Here is a 16,115-nt window from a genome sequence, read left to right on the forward strand (position 1 = left end):
AGCCGTGGTCGATCCACAGGTCTTCCGGGACGTGCTGGCCCAATGGCCCAGCGGCGTGACCGTCGTGACGACACTGGCTGCCGACGGCAGCCGGATCGGGATGACTGCGAGCTCGTTCTCGAGCGTGAGCGCGACACCCGCGCTGGTCTCCATCTGTCTGGACCGCAAGCTCTACACGCACGACCAGATCGCCCAGGCCGGGTGCTTCGGCATCAACGTCCTGGCCAAGGACCAGATCGAGGTCGGTCGGCGCTTCGCCGGCATGGTCAAGGACTGCCCCGACCGGTTCGCGGGGGAGGAGTGGTCGACCGCCGAGACCGGCGTCGCGCTGCTCGACTCCGCCCTGGGCTGGCTGGACTGCCGCGTCGTGCACCAGTACGACGGGGGCGACCACACCATCTTCGTCGGGGAGGTGCTCGCGGCGAACGCCGCGCGCCGCTCGGCGCCGCTGCTCTACCACGCCCGCGGCTGGGGCCAGTTCGCCGACGTGCTGCCCGAGGTGGCGACCCTCGCCGACGGCGGCGCCGTCCGGGCGCTGCGCGAGCGGGGCGAGGACCCCGAGTCCGTCGCCGCGGTGATCGCGGCGCTCGCGGGGGCAGGGATCCGGGTCCGGGTGCTCGACCTGGTCGGCTCCGACCCCGGCGCGGACCCCGCCATCGTGGCCGTGAACGCGGTCGACACCCAGGCCGCCCTCGACGCGGTGCCCACCTGCGTCGACCTCGCGACCACCAGCGCCCGGGTGGGCGACCGGCTCCAGGCGGAGCAGGCGCTGAGCCTGGGCATCGGGACCCTCGAGGTCGTCGCCGACCTCGGGGGCGACCCTGCTCTCGGGGCCGACCCCGACGAGGCCCTCGCCCGTGCACTGGCCGCCATCGAGGGCGTCGAGGACCGGGCCGCGGTGACGCTGCTCGACCCGTTCGGCCCGGCTCGCGCGGAGAGCGTGATCGCCGCAGTGGTCACCCTCGCCGCCCGGGGGGTCCGCGAGGTGTGCCTGCCCGACACCGACGGCCGCGCGACCGCGCTCGAGGTCCGCGCCCTGCTGGCCGAGGTCACCCGCCTGGCCCGCCCGACCGCGCTGCGCGTCGCGCTCCACGACCGGGACCGCCTCGGTCTGGTCAAGGCGCTCACCGCTCTGAAGAGCGGCGTCACCCACTTCGACACGACCCTCGGTGGACTCGACGGTGCCGTCGCCACCGAGGACCTGGTCCGGCTGCTCGAGACGCTCGACGTCACGACCCCCGCCGACCCCCACACGCTCTCCGGTCTCGCCCAGCAGCTGCGCGGCGAGACCACCTCGGGCCTGCCCGGCCCGGAACCGGTCGCCGACCGGCCGGAGCTCGCTCCGGAAACTTCCACCCCTGACACCGTAGGAGCCGCAGGATGACGGCACGACTGACCGCAGAGCGCCTTCTGCCCGACCTGACCCCTGCCGAGCGCGCCCGCGCCGAGCGGGTCGAGTCGGTGCTCCCGGCGATCGCCGCTGCCGCCGAGGCAGCCGACGCCGCGGGCAAGCTGCCCGAGGGCCACCTGGACCTGCTCGGGGAGGCCGGCCTGCTCGGCCTGGTGATCCCCGAGGAGTTCGGAGGGCTCGGGGGCGGGCTGCGTGACCTCGCCGCCACGACGTACTCGATCGGCACGGTCTGCGGCTCGACCGCGCTCGCGTACTTCTTCCACTGCTCCTCCTCCTCGCGCGGCATGCTGCCGATGGCCGCCCTCGAGGCCGGCCTGTACGGCGACGAGGAGGCCCCCGTCGTGCGCGCCTTCGCCGAGAAGGTGCTGACCCTGATGGGCGCCGAGCGCAAGTCGATCGGCAACTTCGCCTCCGAGGCGGTCAAGGCCTCCAACGCCAACGTGCTGATCCAGACGACCGCCACGCGCACGGAGGGCGGCTGGCTGCTCAACGGCGAGAAGTCCTTCGGCTGCCTCTCCGGCTCCGGCGACTACGCGCTGGTCACCGCCCGTCGCGAGGACATCGAGGGCCTCGACGCGCTCAGCCTGTTCCTCGTCCCCAAGGACGCGCCGGGCTCGCGCCCCCGCCTGAACTGGTCGGGCCTGGGCATGCGCGCCTCCGACAACTTCGGCCTGGTGCTGGAGGACTGCTTCGTCGCGGAGGACCTGGCGCTGACCGTCCCCGGCGGGTTCACCCGCGCGACCCAGATGTCGCGCGGCTCGTGGGTCGGCAACCAGATCGCGATCGCCGCGATCTACGCCGGCATCGCCCAGGGCGTCTGGGACTACGCGCTCGGGCGCACCATGGCCGCGACGTTCGCCGACACCGGCAAGCCGATCGCGTCCTCCCCGATGCACCAGGTGCTGATCGGTGAGGGCGAGCGCCACCTCGCCGAGGCGCACCTGTGGCTGCGCCGCCAGATCGAGCTCGAGGTCAGCGACCCGCCGATCCTCCCCAAGGCCGAGGTCGTCCAGAGCTGGAAGCTCGCCAAGGGCGCGATCTGCGAGCACGCCCACGACGTCGCCCTCACGGCACTGAAGATGTGCGGCACCTCCGGGGCGCTCATGGGCAACGAGATCGGCCGCGCGGTGCGCGACACCACGATGGGCCTGGTCCAGGCGTTCCCGGCCGAGCGCGGCAAGCTCGACCTCGCCAAGATGATCGTCGAGAAGGAGGGCTGGGCCGGGCTCACCACGACCGACAGCTTCAAGGCCCCCACCCCGAACGGCGCCGCCAACGGCAACGGGGCCGTCAACGGCACGCCCGCCGGCGCCGGTGCGCCGACGCTGGAGAAGGCATGACCGCCACCGACGCGACCGGCACCGCCGCTCGCCTCGAGGTCCCCGAGGTCGTCGAGATCATCGCGGGCGTGACGGCTGTCCCCGGTGACCGCCTCGAGCTCGTGCTCGAGGACCCGTTCACCGGTGCCGAGCTCGGGCACGCCGTGGCCAGCACCGCCGACGCCGTCGAGCGCGCCCTGGCCGCGGCCACCGAGGTGCACGTGTCCGGCTCCTGGTCGAGCACGCCGATCGAGCGTCGCGCCGACATCCTCGAGGCGATCGCGGACGCCGTGATGGCCGAGGTGCCGCGCCTGGCCGCGCTGGAGTCCTTCGCCACCGGCGTCCCGGTCAGCCAGACCCAGATCGTCGCGCTGATCGACCACGCCGCCTTCCGCCTGGCCGCCGCCGCGATCCGCAACGGCGCGCTGCACGAGGTCACCGCCGGCGAGAGCGGCCGCGCCGTCGAGGTGCACCGCCTCCCGCTCGGCCCCGCGCTCAACCTGGTGCCGTGGAACGCCCCGGCCCCGATGGCCGCGCACAAGATCGCCAGCTCGCTGGCGGCCGGTGCGCCCACCATCCTCAAGCCGAGCGAGTACGCGCCGTACGCCACCACCGAGCTGGGGCGCATCGTCGCGCGCGTCCTCGACGACGAGGGCGTCGCGCCCGGCACCTTCCAGCTGGTGCAGGGCGGCGCCCACGTCGGCGGGACGATGGTGACGGACCGCCGGATCCGCGCGGTCTCCTTCACCGGCGGGCTGATCGGCGGCAAGGCCATCGCCGCGGCCTGCGCTGCGAACTTCACCTCCCTGCAGCTGGAGCTGGGCGGCAACAACCCGCTGCTCGTGCTGCCCGACGCCGACCCGGCCGCCGCGGCGCAGCACGCCGCCGACCTGCTCACCACGCTCAACGGCCAGTGGTGCCGCGCGCTGGGCCGCCTGATCGTGCCCGAGGCACTCGCCGAGGAGATCGTCGAGCTGACCCTGGGTCGGCTGGCGCAGCTCCAGGCCGGTGACCCGCTCGACGAGACCACCCAGCTCGGCCCGATCGTGCACTCGGTGCACCGGGCCCGCCTGGTCGCCGCGATCGAGGAGCGGGTCCAGGCCGGCGGCACCGCACGCGCCGCGACCGCGCTGCCCGAGGGCGGCCACTTCCTGGCGCCCACCCTCATCACCGGCGTCCCCGACGAGGCTGCGCACGAGGAGGTCTTCGGGCCGGTCGCGACCGTGCACACCTACCGCACCGAGGAGGAGGCGCTGGCCCTGGCCAACGCGACCCCCTTCGGGCTGGAGGGGTACGTCGTGGGCTCCGACGAGGAGCGCGCGCTCGCGGTGGCCCGCCGCGTCCAGGCCGGCGAGGTCAAGGTCAACGGCTCCACGATCATGAACCTCCACCTGATGACGCCCCGCCCCGCGTGGGGCTGGTCGGGCATGGGGGAGGAGGGCACCGTGGAGACCATCCGGATCTTCACCGGGGCCCGCGTGGTCGGCGTCGAGGGCGGCTTCGCCCTCCACGGCCGGTGACCTCGCACCACCTCCTGCGGGCGGCACCGGCCGGTGCCGCCGACCGGCTGCGGGCCCTGCTCCAGGGCACCGAGCTGGTGCACCTGCCGGGGGTGCACGACGCGGTCAGCGCGCGGCTCGCGAGCCGTAGCGGCGCGCGCGCCCTGCACCTCTCGGGCGCCGCGGTCTCCGCGGTGGAGCTCGGCCTTCCCGACATGGGCTTCGTGCACGGCACCGACATCGCCCGCCGGGCCGCGGTCATCGCGGCCTCGGCGGGTGGCGTCCCGCTGCTGGCCGACGCCGACACCGGCTACGGCAACGCCCTGCAGGCGCGGCACACCGCGCTGGCCTACGCCGCCGCGGGGGTGGCCGGTCTCCACCTGGAGGATCAGGTCTCGCCCAAGCGGTGCGGGCACATGGCCGGCAAGGCGGTGATCGGGTGCGCCGAGGCGGTGCAGAAGGTGCGCGCCACCATCGACGCCGCGACGTCGCTGGTCGTCGTGGCCCGCACCGACGCGCTGTCGGTGGAGGGGATCGACTCCGTGGTCGAGCGCTGCCTCGGGTTCGCCGACGCCGGCGCCGACGCTGTCTTCCCCGAGGGGGCGGGCCTCGCCGACCTCGAGCGGGTGCGCGACGCCCTGGACGCCGCCGGCCACCGGGTGCCGATGGTCTGGAACCGCTCCGAGGCCGCCGGTCCGGTCGAGGCCGGCCCGACGGCGGCCCAGCTCGCCGAGGTCGGCGTCCGCGCGGTGATCCACCCGGTCTCCGCGCTGCTGGCCGCCGCCCGCGCGATGGAGCAGGTCTACGCAGCAGTCGTCACGTCGGGCTCCGCAGCCGGCACCGAGCGCTGGGAGTGGTCCTCGCTCACCGGGCTCACGGGCCAGCCCGAGCTGCTCGACGAAGAGAAGCAGTACGCCGTCGCCGAGGCCACCCCCTCGGCGCACCTTTCGAAAGGGAACCGATGACCACCACCCCCCACCACAGCACCGTTCTCGTGGCCGGCGCCGGCGCGGTCGGCCTGACCGCCGCCCTGGTCCTGGCGCGTGCGGGTGTGCAGGTGACCGTGCTCGAGGCCGGCGCGACGCTGTCCACGGAGTCGCGCGCCTCGACGTTCCACCCGCCGAGCCTGGAGATGCTCGACGACCTCGGCGTCCTGGAGCCGCTGATGGCCCGCGGCATCGTGTCCACCGGCTTCCAGTACCGCGATCGCCGCTCCGGCCCGATCGCCGACCTCGACCTCGGCGTGCTCTCCGAGGACACCCGCTTCCCGTTCCGCGTGCAGTGCGAGCAGTCCAAGCTCACCCCGATCCTGCTGGAGGTCCTCGAGGGTCTCGAGCATGTCACCGTCCACTTCGACCAGCGTGTGGTCCAGGCCGAGACGACCGCCGAGCAGGCGACCCTGACCACCGAGCGCGGTGACGTGTTCACCGCGGACTGGGTGCTCGGCGCCGACGGCTCGAACTCCCAGGTGCGCCAGACGGCCGGCTTCACCTTCGAGGGCATGACCTACCCCGAGCGCTTCCTGGTCGCCTCGACCACCGAGGACCTCGACACGATCCTGCCGGGCATCTCGGCGGTCAACTACGTCTTCGACCCGACCGAGTGGCTGGTGCTGCTGCGCACCCCCGAGCACTGGCGGATCCTGTTCCCGACCGACCCGAGCACCCCCGACGAGGTCGAGATCGACCCCGCCCGCGTGCAGGAGCGCCTGGCCGGCGTCGCCGACCTCGGCCGCGACTGGGACGTCCTGCACACCACCCTCTACCGGGTGCACCAGCGGGTGGCCGACACCTTCCGCAAGGACCGGCTGATCCTGATGGGCGACGCCGCCCACATCAACAACCCGCTCGGCGGCATGGGCATGAACAGCGGCGTCCACGACGCGATGCTCGAGGCGCTCGCGCTGATCGGCGTGCTCGACGGGTCGGCGTCCCTCGACGAGCTCGACGAGGTCTGCGAGGCGCGCCGCCAGGTGGCGCTGTCCTACGTCAAGACCATCACCCACGACAACTGGGAGAAGCTGCGCCAGGACGACCCGGCGGCGCAGAAGGCCTACCACGACGAGCTGCGCACGCTGGCCTCCGACAAGGAGAAGATGCGCAAGCACCTGCTCAACACCTCGATGATCAACTCGCTGCGCAGCGGCCAGGTCGTCGACATGGTCGGCGTGGGCGGTACGCAGGCGTGAGGATCGAACGCGAGAACCCGGCGCGCACCGACGAGCTCGTCGGTGCCGTCGAGTCCTCCGACGCGGTGGCGGTCGACGAGGTCGTCGCCCGCGCCCGCGCCGCCCAGGCGCAGTGGGTGGCGGTGCCGGTGGACAAGCGCGCGGCCCTGCTGCGCGAGGCGTCGGCCCGGGTGCGCGAGCACCTCGAGGAGATCGCGACCCTGACCGCGCGCGAGACCGGCAAGGTGCTCGCCGACTCGCGCGGTGAGGCCGGGTTCGCCGCGACCGTGCTCGGCTTCTACGCCGACCGCGGCGAGGCGCTGCTGACGCCCGGCGGGTACGACGACGTGCGCGGCCGGATGAGCGTGCGGCACCGCCCGTACGGCGTCGTCGCCGCGATCACGCCGTGGAACGCGCCGCTGATCCTCACCACGCTCAAGCTCGCCCCGGCCCTGGTCAGCGGCAACGCGGTGGTCGTGAAGCCGTCGCCGTTCGCGCCGTTCGGCATCGGCCGCCTGCTCGAGCTGGTCGGCCGCGACCTGCCCGCCGGCCTGGTCCAGGTCGTGCACGGGGGAGCGGAGACGGCGACCGCGCTGGTCTCGCACCCGGGCGTCGACCGGGTGGCGTTCACCGGCGGCGAGTCGGCCGGGCGGGCGATCGCCTCGCTGGCCGGTCGGGCGCTCACCCCGAGCGTGCTCGAGCTCGGCGGCAACGACGCCGCGCTGCTGCTCGACGACGCCGCCCTCGACGACGCCGCGCTGGAGCGCCTGGTGATGGCCGCCTTCGCGACCAGCGGCCAGGTCTGCATGGCGATCAAGCGCCTATACGTCCACCGCAGCCGGCTCGACGAGGTCGTCGCCGGGCTGGAGTCCGCGGCCGCGCGGGTGCTGCGTACCGGCGACCCGCTGCACGACGGCGTCAGCATGGGCCCGGTCGTCAGCGGCGACTCGGCCGCGCGCGTGACCGGGCTGGTCGAGGAGGCCCGGGCCGCCGGCGCCGAGGTCCGCGAGCTCGGCACCGTCGACCCCGCGACCGACCTCTCCCGTGGCTACTTCGTGCGACCCACCCTGGTGCTCGGGGCCGGGGACGCCTCGCGGATCGTGGCCGAGGAGCAGTTCGGCCCGACCCTGCCGGTGCTCGCCTTCGACGAGGTCGACGAGGCGGTCGCCCGCGCCAACGCCGGCGACCTGGGCCTCGGCGGCTCCGTCTGGTCGGCCGATGAGGACCGCGCGTTCGCGGTCGCGGCGCGCCTGGACGCCGGCTTCGCCTTCGTCAACACCCACAACCGCACCGGCATGGCGCTGCACGCGCCGTTCGGCGGCGTGAAGCGCTCCGGCTGGGGCCGGGAGTACGGCGACGACGGGCTGTGGGAGTACGTCCAGCCCTGCGTCGTGCACGCCCCCGCGGCCTTCCGCGCCGGGGGCGCCGGCCTCGCGGCCAACGCCTATCCCGGGTCGTGAGAGATCGGGACCAAGGTCCCGAGCCGGGCCGCTCGATATAATATATAGTTCAGGCATCACCGCCCGAGATCCCGAAGGACACCCATGAGCCAGAACCTCAAGTACGTCCAGGACTTCCTGGACGACGCCCCGGTCACGGACGTCTCCGCCGTCTTCGCGGAGTGGACCGACATCATCGAGGGACTCAAGACCAAGGCGATGGCGCACTTCGACCTGTTGCGCGACCCCTCCACGGAGGAGCTCGAGGCGTTCTCCTCCGACGTCGAGGGCGGCCCCTCGGGCAGCGTCCGCGGCTACACCGGCCCCGACGTGGACTGGATGATCCACTCCCACATGCAGAACAAGGGCCTGGGCTTCGTCAACGTCCACCTGACCATCTGGCTCGGTCCGCACATCGACGTGCCGCACTTCGGCATGGCCCTCGGCGCGTTCCCGCAGGCCTGGATGTTCCTGGACTCGGTGCCGCGCAAGGTCGTCTCGACCGACGTCGACTACTTCCGCAAGTACTACGAGCCGTTCAACCAGGAGTGGCTGACGCTGCACAAGGAGACCCCGGGCATCGAGGAGTTCGTCTCGCGCGACGCCTTCGTCCGGGCCACCTACTCCCCGACGGCGTGGTCGTTCATGGCGCCGGGCTCGCAGGAGATCTTCGACCTGGCCCGCAAGACCGCCAACGCCCACATGGACCGCTGGCTGCAGTGGGTCGACGAGGCCACCGCGGTGCCGGTCGAGAAGCGCGCCGAGCTGGCTGCCAACGACCTCGCGACCCGCCGGAACATCGCCGAGCTGGACCCGGCCAACGTGGTCGCGGTCCGCTACTTCGGCGAGGAGCGCACCGCTCAGCTGGTCCGCGCCCTGTGGGGCGGCGACCGGGCCCTGCCCCGCCCGCTCGAGGCCTGACGACGACGCGATGAGCTCTCCTGTCCTGGTCCGGGCGGTCCGCGAGGCGGTGCGCGTCCCCGGCGCGCCCGCCCCGTACGACACCGCCCACGTGACCATCCGGCACCCGGCCCGGCCGGCGTCGACGGAGGTCGAGCGGATGAGCGGCATGCTCCCCGCCGACGCCTCCGGCGCGCCGTACCCCGTGGTCGTCGTGGTGCCGGGCGTGAACGTCTCCTCCGAGGGCTACCGCTGGCTGGCGATCGCCCTGGTCGAGGCGGGCTACGTGTGCGTCACCTACGACTGGGTGGGGGAGCTCTTCGCGGGCCAGAACGGCCTGACTCCCGGGGTCGACCTGACCGCGGTCGGGCCCGAGACCTACGGCACCAAGCCGACCACGCCCGCGCTGGCCGCGGTGCTGGACCGGCTCGCCGAGCTGAGCTGTGCCGACGGCGGCGACGGCGGCCCGCTGCGCGGGCTGCTCGACCTGGGCCGCGTCGCCCTGGTCGGCCACTCCGCCGGCGGCACCGTCGCGCTGCAGTCGGCGAGCCCGGAGTGGTTCCCCGGCGTCCGCGCGGTGGTCACCTACGCCTCGCACACGATGGCCTCCCAGCAGCTCGGCCACCCGGCCGGCACGCTGCTGACCGCGCCGGTCGCCGTACCCGTCCTGCTGGTCGGCGGCAGCGCCGACGGCGTGGTCGCGGCGAGCGCGGTGCGCTACGGGGAGGAGGCCGGCGCTCCCGGCCACGACCCGCTCGAGCGCACCTGGCGCGAGGCGCTGCCGTCCGCGGCCGAGGCCTGGCTCGCGGTGCTCTCCGGCGCCGGGCACATGCTGCCCGCCACCCCCGACGACCCGTCGTCGGCACGAGGGTTCCTCGAGGAGCCGCTCGACGCCGACCAGGACGAGTTGCGCGAGGCCTTCGTGCGACTCGTCACCGACTTTCTTGCCGCGAAGCTCCGCGACGACCCGGCCGCCACGGCCACACTGCAGCACCACCTGGACCAGCCCAACCCCGCCTTCGCCGATATCCGGCGACGCTAGGAGGATCACGATGTTCAAGAACTTCTGGTACGCCGTCGAATTCGCCACCGACGTTGTCCCCGGCAAGCCCAAGAGGGTCAAGGTGCTGGGTCAGCAGCTGGTCCTCTACCGCAAGAACAGCGACAACTCCGTCGTTGCGATGTCGGACCTGTGCGTGCACCGCGGTGCCGCGCTCTCCGACGGTGAGGTCAAGGGCGACTGCATCATGTGCCCCTACCACGGCTGGGAGTACAACCCCGCCGGTGAGGTCACCAAGATCCCCGCGCACCCCGACAAGGGCATCCCGCGCAAGGCCCGCATCGACTCCTACCCCGTGCAGGAGAAGTACATGATGGTGTGGGTCTACATGGGCGACCTGCCCGAGGAGGAGCGCCCGCCGATCCCGGACTGGTCCGCGGTCGACGACACCGACACCTACGCCGCCGTCACCGGCAGCTTCCTGTGGAAGTCCAACTACGAGCGCATCCTCGAGAACGGCGTCGACGTCGCGCACACGCCGTTCGTGCACGGTGGCGTCTTCGGCAACCCCGAGAAGCCCGAGGTCCCCGAGTTCGAGATCGAGGAGAGCCCCTGGCACTGCAAGGTGTCGGTCAAGCTCAACCCGCCGAAGTCGAAGGGCCTGTGGGGCCTCATCAACCCCAACAAGCAGGACCTGGCGAACCGCCCGCAGGTCCCGGTCTCCACCACGTGGTGGCTGCCGAACATGATCCTGCTCGAGGTCGACACCCCGATGGGTGCGATGAAGATCTTCGACGTCAACATCCCGATCGACGAAGAGACCACGCTGGTCAAGTTCATCGCTCTGCGCACCTTCTTCAAGGGCAAGTGGGCCGACCGCGACGCCAAGCGCCGCGTCTTCAAGGTGCTCTACGAGGACCAGGCCATCGTCGACGCAGTCCGTCCCGAGCTGCTCCCGTTCGACCTCTCCGACGAGCTGCACGTCAAGAGCGACTACAACGCGGTGCTCTACCGCCGCCGTCGTCAGCAGCTCATCGACATGGGCTGGTCGGTCGAGGGCAACACGATCGTCGGCGAGGGCCCGGCCCGCGTCGAGGCCCGGGTGATCCCCTCCCCGATCCGCAAGGAGGTGCCGGAGCTCGCCAGCGCGTGGAACTTCAAGGAGGTCCGCAGCCGCGAGATCAAGGCCGGCATCCAGGAGAAGGAGGCAGCCGCGAAGGACGTCGCCGCTGCCCGCAAGCCCAAGGGCGCCGTCAACGGGGCGGCCGCCACGACCAAGAACGAGGACGTCAAGGCATGAGCCTGCCCGAGGAACTCTGCATCGGCACGCTGAACGAGATCGTCAAGCGTGGCAACCTGACCGAGATCACCGGGGCCGACGGCGGCCCCTTCCAGGTGCTCGGCTCCGTGATGGGCCCCGACCCGGTCGGCTCGGTCCGGATCTTCTCCGGCGACACGATCGCCAAGGTCGTCTACGTCGGCATCGTGGTCCCGCAGATCCAGATGGACAGCCACATGGTGTTCGCGTTCATGCCCGACGACTCGCCGGTGCCGCACTACACCCTGGACTCGGTCCACGCCGGTGGGCACTACGCCTTCCACATCGACCTGATCCAGCGCGCCGACGCCGGCACCCACATGGTCTACAACGACTGGGCGCACACCCCGCTCACCGAGGCCTACGAGCAGGTCAACGCGATGGAGGGGCTGTCCAAGGCCGCTCTCGAGCCGCGCCAGCTCACCGTGATGTCGTCGTGGATGCTGGCCAGCCGTGCCAGCGAGGAGGCCTTCGGCAACCTCAACGCGCCGGTCAACGCCTACCTCGACCACTGGTTCTCCCTCGTCGAGGGTGAGGTGCCGGCCGAGGTCACCGCCGACCTGGCCGACACCGACCTGGCGGCTCGCGACGCGAAGAACCGGGCGCTGCTCTTCAGCCCCGAGGTCGACAAGGTGTGGGCGCAGATCTCGCGCCTGCTCACCGAGCCGGTCGCGGAGAGCATCCGCCTGCAGCTGGTCGACAACGAGCTCCCTGCATGAGCGAGGCCCAGGCCAGCGAGTGGCAGAAGCGCATCGCGGGGGAGTGGCACGGTCGTCCGTCGCTGTTCGACGCCGAGGGCAACCACGTCGGCTTCGAGCGGATCGCTCGGGCCAGCGTGGTCGAGAACGGTGAGACCAGCTACTGGATGAAGAGCCAGCTCGAGGGCAGCGGACCGCTGCGCAACCGCCTCGAGGTCGGCGCGACGTTCAACTTCGGGATCGTCGACTCCGACGAGAACCGGGTGTACGTCGGGCCGGACTTCTTCGGCACCGGTCAGCCCTACGGCACCCTCGTCGACGCGAACTACTACTCGCCGGCCTGGCAGGCCGACATGCACACCTGGAACCAGGTGCTGCCTGACGGTGACACGCAGGTCTACTCCTCGATCCTCTACGACGGCTGGTCCGTGGTGGCGCTGTTCAACGGCGTCTACACGCGCACCTTCGACCACGAGACGAACCCCGAGACGCAGGCCTACGTCGAGGACTGGATCGCCGCCGAGACCCGGCGCGGTCCGGTCCCGCAGGTGCTGCCGACCAAGGAGGCCGGGACCTACTCCGGCGTCCTCGCGGTGGTCGGTGAGGACCAGAAGCCGGTGGGCGAGGTCGCGGTGCGCATCGAGCACGAGCCCGTCGGGCTCCGCACGGTCCGGCACCGGGTGACCTGGACCGGGGCGCTGGAGCGCTCCTACACCTACGAGCGTCAGCGTGACGGCGCCCGGGTCCTCTACGAGGGCCCGGAGGTCTACGGCAACGCCATGACCTTCGGTCGCGCGCTCTTCACCAACCAGCACCTCGTGGGGCCGGACCTCAAGGGCGTGGAGAAGATCCGCGGCCGCGAGTACGTCCTGGACCCCGAGACCCGTGACCTCGCGGTCGTGTGGCGCCTGTTCCACGGCGACCGCACCACGCACTTCATCCACGGACTACTGACCTGGGAGCCCCGATGAGCAGCACCGACGGTCGCGTCGTCGTCGTCACCGGTGGCACCCGCGGCATCGGCCTGGGCCTGGCGCGCGAGTTCCTCGCGCGCGACGCCCGAGTCGTCATCTGCGGGCGCAGCACGGAGGCGGTCGACAAGGCGCTCGCCGAGCTCGGCAGCGACCGGGCGAGCGGGCTGGCCACCGACGTGACCGACCGGGCCGCCGTACAGGCGCTGTGGGACCACGCGGTCGCGACCTTCGGGCGCGTCGACGTGTGGGTCAACAACGCCGGCCTCTCCGCTCCCCGCGGCCCCCTGCACACCGTGCCGGTCGACGACGTCCACAGCGTCGTCGAGGTCAACGTGATCGGCGCCCTCAACGGCAGTGCGGTGGCCTCGCACGGCATGGCCGCGCAGGCCGGCGGCGGCTGGATCTGGAACATGGAGGGCTTCGGCTCCCGTGGCGAGCACCAGCCGGGCATGGCCGTCTACGGCGCCTCCAAGCGCGCGGTGCAGTACCTCACCGAGGCCCTGGTCAAGCAGACCAAGGACACCGACGTGCGGGTCGGCTTCCTCTCGCCGGGGATCGTGGCCACCGACCTGCTGGTCGGCGACTACACCGACGACCCGGACGGGTTCGAGAAGGTCAAGAAGGTCTTCAACATCCTGGGCGACCGGGTCGAGACGGTCACCCCGTGGCTGGCCGAGCAGGTGCTGGGTGCCCACAAGCACGGCACCCGGGTTGCCTGGCTGACCAAGGGCAAGGCCATGCGCCGGTTCATGACGGCTGGGTTCAACAAGCGCGACATCTTCGCGAGCGAGGACGCCTGACGTGCTGGCCATGAGCTCCACGATCGACGTGTGCGAGGAGTACGGCGTCGCGCTGGCCATGGAGGACTTCGTCCCCTGCGTGCTGGCGCTCGCTGCGCTGGTCATCCTCGCCCTGGGCGTCCGTCGCCGGGTTCCGGCCGCCTTCCCGGTCGCCCTGCTCGGCGGGCTGCTGATCTCGGCCGGCGGGTTCGGCAAGGCCACGTGGAAGCTCCTGGTCGCCACCGGCTGCTGGGAGTACCCGTGGCTGGAGGCACTGCTCTTCCCCTGCCTGGCCTTCGGCTTCTCGGCCGTCGCCTGGGCCGTGCTCAGCGCGGTCAAGGGACGTGAGGTCGCGCCGCTGTGGTTCGTGCTCTTCCCGCTGGCCGCCGGCGTCGGCGCCGCCTGGATGAGCATCTCGGCCGGGGAGTACACGAACTGGCCGCTGCTGATCGCCGCCGCCGTGGGCGCGACGTTCCTGGGGGTCACGCTCGCCGCCACGGCGTTCCGGGCGGGGAAGCCCTCGGTCGGTGTCCTCTTCGTCCTCTACACCCTGGGCACCAACATCCTGCCCCCGCTCGCGGCCCAGCCGAACCAGTCGGCCGAGCTGCAGTGGGCCGAGCAGCTCACCAACTCCGCGGTCCAGCTCTGCTTCCTCCTGGGAGCGCTGTGGCTGCGCGAGCACCTGACCAAGCTGGCGGTCGACACGACCGCCGATGACAAGACGGGAGTGCCCGCGTGAGCGTGGACCGCCTGGGGTGGCGCCGCAAGTTCGGCGTCATCGCGCCCAGCACCAACACCATCGTCCAGCCCGAGTTCGACATGATGCGCGTCCCGGGCGTCACGTCGCACTACGGGCGGATCTTCATCCCCGACGGCCGGATCGCCACCGACGAGGGCATGGAGAACCTCCTCCTGCAGATCCGCGCCAACATGGACGCCTGCGTCGAGAGCCTGATGACGATGCAGCCCGACTACATGGTCATGGGCATGAGCGCCGAGACGTTCTGGGACGGCGTCGAGGGCAACCGCGCCTTCGTCAAGCAGATCCAGGCCCTCACCGGCGGGCTCGGCGTGGCGACCGGTGCCGAGGGCTGCGAGCGTGCGCTGCACCTCTTCGGTGCCAAGAAGATCGCCGTGATCACGCCGTACACGCCGATCGGCGACGCCAACGTGCGCAAGTTCTTCACCGAGCTCGGGTTCGAGGTCGGCCAGATCAAGGGTCTGTGCGTCAACAGTGCCGTCGAGATCGCCCAGGTCACCGAGAAGACGCTGCGCGAGTCGCTGATCGAGATCAACGACTCCGACGTCGACGCCATCGTGCAGTGCGGCACCAACCTGTGCATGACCGAGCTCGCCGACGAGGCGGAGCGCTGGCTGGACAAGCCGGTGATCGCGATCAACGCCGCCACCTGGTGGATGGCGCTGCGCGACAACGGCATCGAGGACCAGCTGCACGGCTACGGCACGCTGCTGCGCGAGCACTGACCCGCGCCGCACACTGCCGCCTGCACACGCTGACGGGCCCGCACCGACCAACCGGTCGGCGCGGGCCCGTCAGCGTTGTGGTGCGTGGTCGTGGTGGTCGGTGCGGGTGGCGGCAGCGCGGCGGCGGCCGGTGTCGTTCCGCGCAATTGCGCAGTTACGTGCACCCCGCAGGCCAGCACCCGAGGCGCTGGCCCGTGCTCACTCGCCGACGGTGACGTCGTCGAAGGGGAGCAGCGGCTCGACGGCGGGGAAGACGAGGGTCATCAGCACGATGAGCACCACCACGACGAGGGCCAGTGCCTCGAGCACCCTCAGCCAGGTGGGGCCGGGCAGGAGGCGCCACAGCGCTGCGTACATCGGGTCTCCTCGGGGTGCGGGGGAGGGCTTGCGGGGCTGGTGGGGACGGCGCGGGTGCCGTGCGGTCAGGCGAGGTCCGGCGGCGGGCCGGCCTCGGCGGCGTACCGCTCGACGAGCTCGGCGCCGAGGACCAGCCGCTCGCTGGAGCCCCAGCGCGGGTGGCAGGTCACCAGGGTCATGGTGCGCGCCGTCGGCTTCGCGCCCGGGAAGCCGGCGACCGGCTCCACGACCTCGACGGCGCTGGGGCTGACGATCCGGCTCCAGGTGACCTCGTAGACCAGCCACTTGCCGACGGTCTCGACGATGATCCGGTCGCCCTCCCCGACCTGGTCGAGGTTGGCGAACGGCTCGCCGTGGGTGGCGCGGTGGCCGGCGATCGCGAAGTTGCCGACCTGACCGGGCAGCGCGGTGCCGGGGAAGTGGCCCGGGCCTCGGGTGAGGTCGGAGTCGCTGACGCCCTCGACGACCACCCACTCCCAGTCCTTGCCAAGAGCAGGGATGTGCAGGACGCCGAAGCCCTCCCCGGCGCGCGGGGTGCTCTCCTTGGACGCCTTCTGGGCGCCGCCCTCGGCGCGCTCGCGGAAGTCGTCCATGAGGTCGCGCTGGGCGGCCTGGGTCTGCTGGTTGGTCCAGACCAGGAGGTAGAAGGCGAAGGCCAGCAGCACCAGTCCGGCGGTGATCGCAAGCTCTGCGACCGCACGGATTCCGGTGGCAAAGGCAGTTCGTAACAACGCGGACACCTTAAATAATATATCATCGCCAAATCGCG

General features: G+C 72.0%; 16 protein-coding genes. 14 read left to right on the forward strand and 2 right to left on the reverse strand.

The window, feature by feature from the left end; translation table 11 throughout:
* Positions 1-4 precede the first annotated feature (4 nt).
* From HBO46_RS04730 to HBO46_RS04795, 14 genes are all read left to right on the forward strand, one after another.
* Positions 5-1,384, forward strand: coding sequence for a flavin reductase (locus HBO46_RS04730; protein WP_166140130.1), 1,380 nt, complete (start codon positions 5-7; stop codon positions 1,382-1,384).
* Positions 1,381-2,751 (forward strand): acyl-CoA dehydrogenase family protein, encoded by a 1,371-nt coding sequence (locus HBO46_RS04735; protein WP_166140129.1) that lies wholly within the window; start codon positions 1,381-1,383, stop codon positions 2,749-2,751. The genes HBO46_RS04730 and HBO46_RS04735 overlap by 4 nt, the downstream gene beginning before the upstream one ends.
* The gene (locus tag HBO46_RS04740) at positions 2,748-4,250 is read left to right on the forward strand and encodes an aldehyde dehydrogenase family protein (RefSeq protein ID WP_166140128.1); all 1,503 of its coding nucleotides are present in this window, start codon (positions 2,748-2,750) and stop codon (positions 4,248-4,250) included. The genes HBO46_RS04735 and HBO46_RS04740 overlap by 4 nt, the downstream gene beginning before the upstream one ends.
* Positions 4,247-5,194 carry an isocitrate lyase/PEP mutase family protein gene (locus tag HBO46_RS04745; RefSeq protein ID WP_207950488.1) on the forward strand — a complete coding sequence of 316 codons (948 nt, stop codon included), beginning with the start codon at positions 4,247-4,249 and terminating at the stop codon, positions 5,192-5,194. The genes HBO46_RS04740 and HBO46_RS04745 overlap by 4 nt, the downstream gene beginning before the upstream one ends.
* Complete coding sequence (locus HBO46_RS04750) at positions 5,191-6,417, forward strand: FAD-dependent oxidoreductase (RefSeq protein WP_166140127.1); 1,227 nt, start codon at positions 5,191-5,193, stop codon at positions 6,415-6,417. The genes HBO46_RS04745 and HBO46_RS04750 overlap by 4 nt, the downstream gene beginning before the upstream one ends.
* Positions 6,414-7,856, forward strand: a complete 1,443-nt coding sequence (locus HBO46_RS04755) for an aldehyde dehydrogenase family protein (protein WP_166140126.1) — start codon at positions 6,414-6,416, stop codon at positions 7,854-7,856. The genes HBO46_RS04750 and HBO46_RS04755 overlap by 4 nt, the downstream gene beginning before the upstream one ends.
* 84 nt (positions 7,857-7,940) lie before the next feature.
* Positions 7,941-8,756 (forward strand): oxidoreductase, encoded by an 816-nt coding sequence (locus HBO46_RS04760; RefSeq protein ID WP_166140125.1) that lies wholly within the window; start codon positions 7,941-7,943, stop codon positions 8,754-8,756.
* A gap of 10 nt (positions 8,757-8,766) precedes the next feature.
* Positions 8,767-9,777 (forward strand): alpha/beta hydrolase family protein, encoded by a 1,011-nt coding sequence (locus HBO46_RS04765; protein ID WP_166140124.1) that lies wholly within the window; start codon positions 8,767-8,769, stop codon positions 9,775-9,777.
* Between the two features lie 10 nt (positions 9,778-9,787).
* Positions 9,788-11,035, forward strand: a complete 1,248-nt coding sequence (locus tag HBO46_RS04770; RefSeq protein ID WP_166140123.1) for an aromatic ring-hydroxylating dioxygenase subunit alpha — start codon at positions 9,788-9,790, stop codon at positions 11,033-11,035.
* Positions 11,032-11,772: a hypothetical protein gene (locus tag HBO46_RS04775; RefSeq protein WP_166140122.1), complete on the forward strand. Its 741-nt coding sequence runs from the start codon at positions 11,032-11,034 to the stop codon at positions 11,770-11,772. The genes HBO46_RS04770 and HBO46_RS04775 overlap by 4 nt, the downstream gene beginning before the upstream one ends.
* On the forward strand, positions 11,769-12,722 hold the full coding sequence (locus tag HBO46_RS04780) for a hypothetical protein (RefSeq protein ID WP_166140121.1): 954 nt from the start codon (positions 11,769-11,771) through the stop codon (positions 12,720-12,722). The genes HBO46_RS04775 and HBO46_RS04780 overlap by 4 nt, the downstream gene beginning before the upstream one ends.
* Positions 12,719-13,525 (forward strand): SDR family oxidoreductase, encoded by an 807-nt coding sequence (locus tag HBO46_RS04785; RefSeq protein WP_166140120.1) that lies wholly within the window; start codon positions 12,719-12,721, stop codon positions 13,523-13,525. The genes HBO46_RS04780 and HBO46_RS04785 overlap by 4 nt, the downstream gene beginning before the upstream one ends.
* A 10-nt stretch (positions 13,526-13,535) precedes the next feature.
* On the forward strand, positions 13,536-14,243 hold the full coding sequence (locus HBO46_RS04790) for a hypothetical protein (protein ID WP_166140119.1): 708 nt from the start codon (positions 13,536-13,538) through the stop codon (positions 14,241-14,243).
* Positions 14,240-14,989: a maleate cis-trans isomerase family protein gene (locus tag HBO46_RS04795; protein ID WP_207950487.1), complete on the forward strand. Its 750-nt coding sequence runs from the start codon at positions 14,240-14,242 to the stop codon at positions 14,987-14,989. Before HBO46_RS04790 ends, HBO46_RS04795 begins: the two co-directional genes overlap by 4 nt.
* Before the next feature lie 198 nt (positions 14,990-15,187).
* Here HBO46_RS04795 and HBO46_RS04800 read toward each other — a convergent pair whose 3' ends face one another.
* On the reverse strand, positions 15,188-15,346 hold the full coding sequence (locus HBO46_RS04800; RefSeq protein ID WP_166140118.1) for a hypothetical protein: 159 nt from the start codon (positions 15,344-15,346) through the stop codon (positions 15,188-15,190).
* Positions 15,347-15,411: 65 nt separating this feature from the next.
* Positions 15,412-16,086: a class E sortase gene (locus HBO46_RS04805; protein WP_166392123.1), complete on the reverse strand. Its 675-nt coding sequence runs from the start codon at positions 16,084-16,086 to the stop codon at positions 15,412-15,414.
* Positions 16,087-16,115: the final 29 nt, after the last annotated feature.

It is taken from the genome of Nocardioides ochotonae, from assembly GCF_011420305.2.
In the GTDB taxonomy this organism is placed as follows: domain Bacteria; phylum Actinomycetota; class Actinomycetes; order Propionibacteriales; family Nocardioidaceae; genus Nocardioides; species Nocardioides ochotonae.

What these genes read in the sequence shown, in the direction of transcription:
- HBO46_RS04760 (WP_166140125.1), top strand. Translation starts at nt 7,941, where the DNA reads ATGAGCCAGAACCTCAAGTACGTCCAGGACTTCCTGGACGACGCCCCG.
- HBO46_RS04770 (WP_166140123.1), top strand. Translation starts at nt 9,788, where the DNA reads ATGTTCAAGAACTTCTGGTACGCCGTCGAATTCGCCACCGACGTTGTC.
- HBO46_RS04800 (WP_166140118.1), bottom strand. Translation starts at nt 15,346, where the DNA reads ATGTACGCAGCGCTGTGGCGCCTCCTGCCCGGCCCCACCTGGCTGAGG.
- HBO46_RS04735 (WP_166140129.1), top strand. Translation starts at nt 1,381, where the DNA reads ATGACGGCACGACTGACCGCAGAGCGCCTTCTGCCCGACCTGACCCCT.
- HBO46_RS04780 (WP_166140121.1), top strand. Translation starts at nt 11,769, where the DNA reads ATGAGCGAGGCCCAGGCCAGCGAGTGGCAGAAGCGCATCGCGGGGGAG.
- HBO46_RS04785 (WP_166140120.1), top strand. Translation starts at nt 12,719, where the DNA reads ATGAGCAGCACCGACGGTCGCGTCGTCGTCGTCACCGGTGGCACCCGC.
- HBO46_RS04790 (WP_166140119.1), top strand. Translation starts at nt 13,536, where the DNA reads ATGAGCTCCACGATCGACGTGTGCGAGGAGTACGGCGTCGCGCTGGCC.
- HBO46_RS04750 (WP_166140127.1), top strand. Translation starts at nt 5,191, where the DNA reads ATGACCACCACCCCCCACCACAGCACCGTTCTCGTGGCCGGCGCCGGC.
- HBO46_RS04765 (WP_166140124.1), top strand. Translation starts at nt 8,767, where the DNA reads ATGAGCTCTCCTGTCCTGGTCCGGGCGGTCCGCGAGGCGGTGCGCGTC.
- HBO46_RS04740 (WP_166140128.1), top strand. Translation starts at nt 2,748, where the DNA reads ATGACCGCCACCGACGCGACCGGCACCGCCGCTCGCCTCGAGGTCCCC.
- HBO46_RS04775 (WP_166140122.1), top strand. Translation starts at nt 11,032, where the DNA reads ATGAGCCTGCCCGAGGAACTCTGCATCGGCACGCTGAACGAGATCGTC.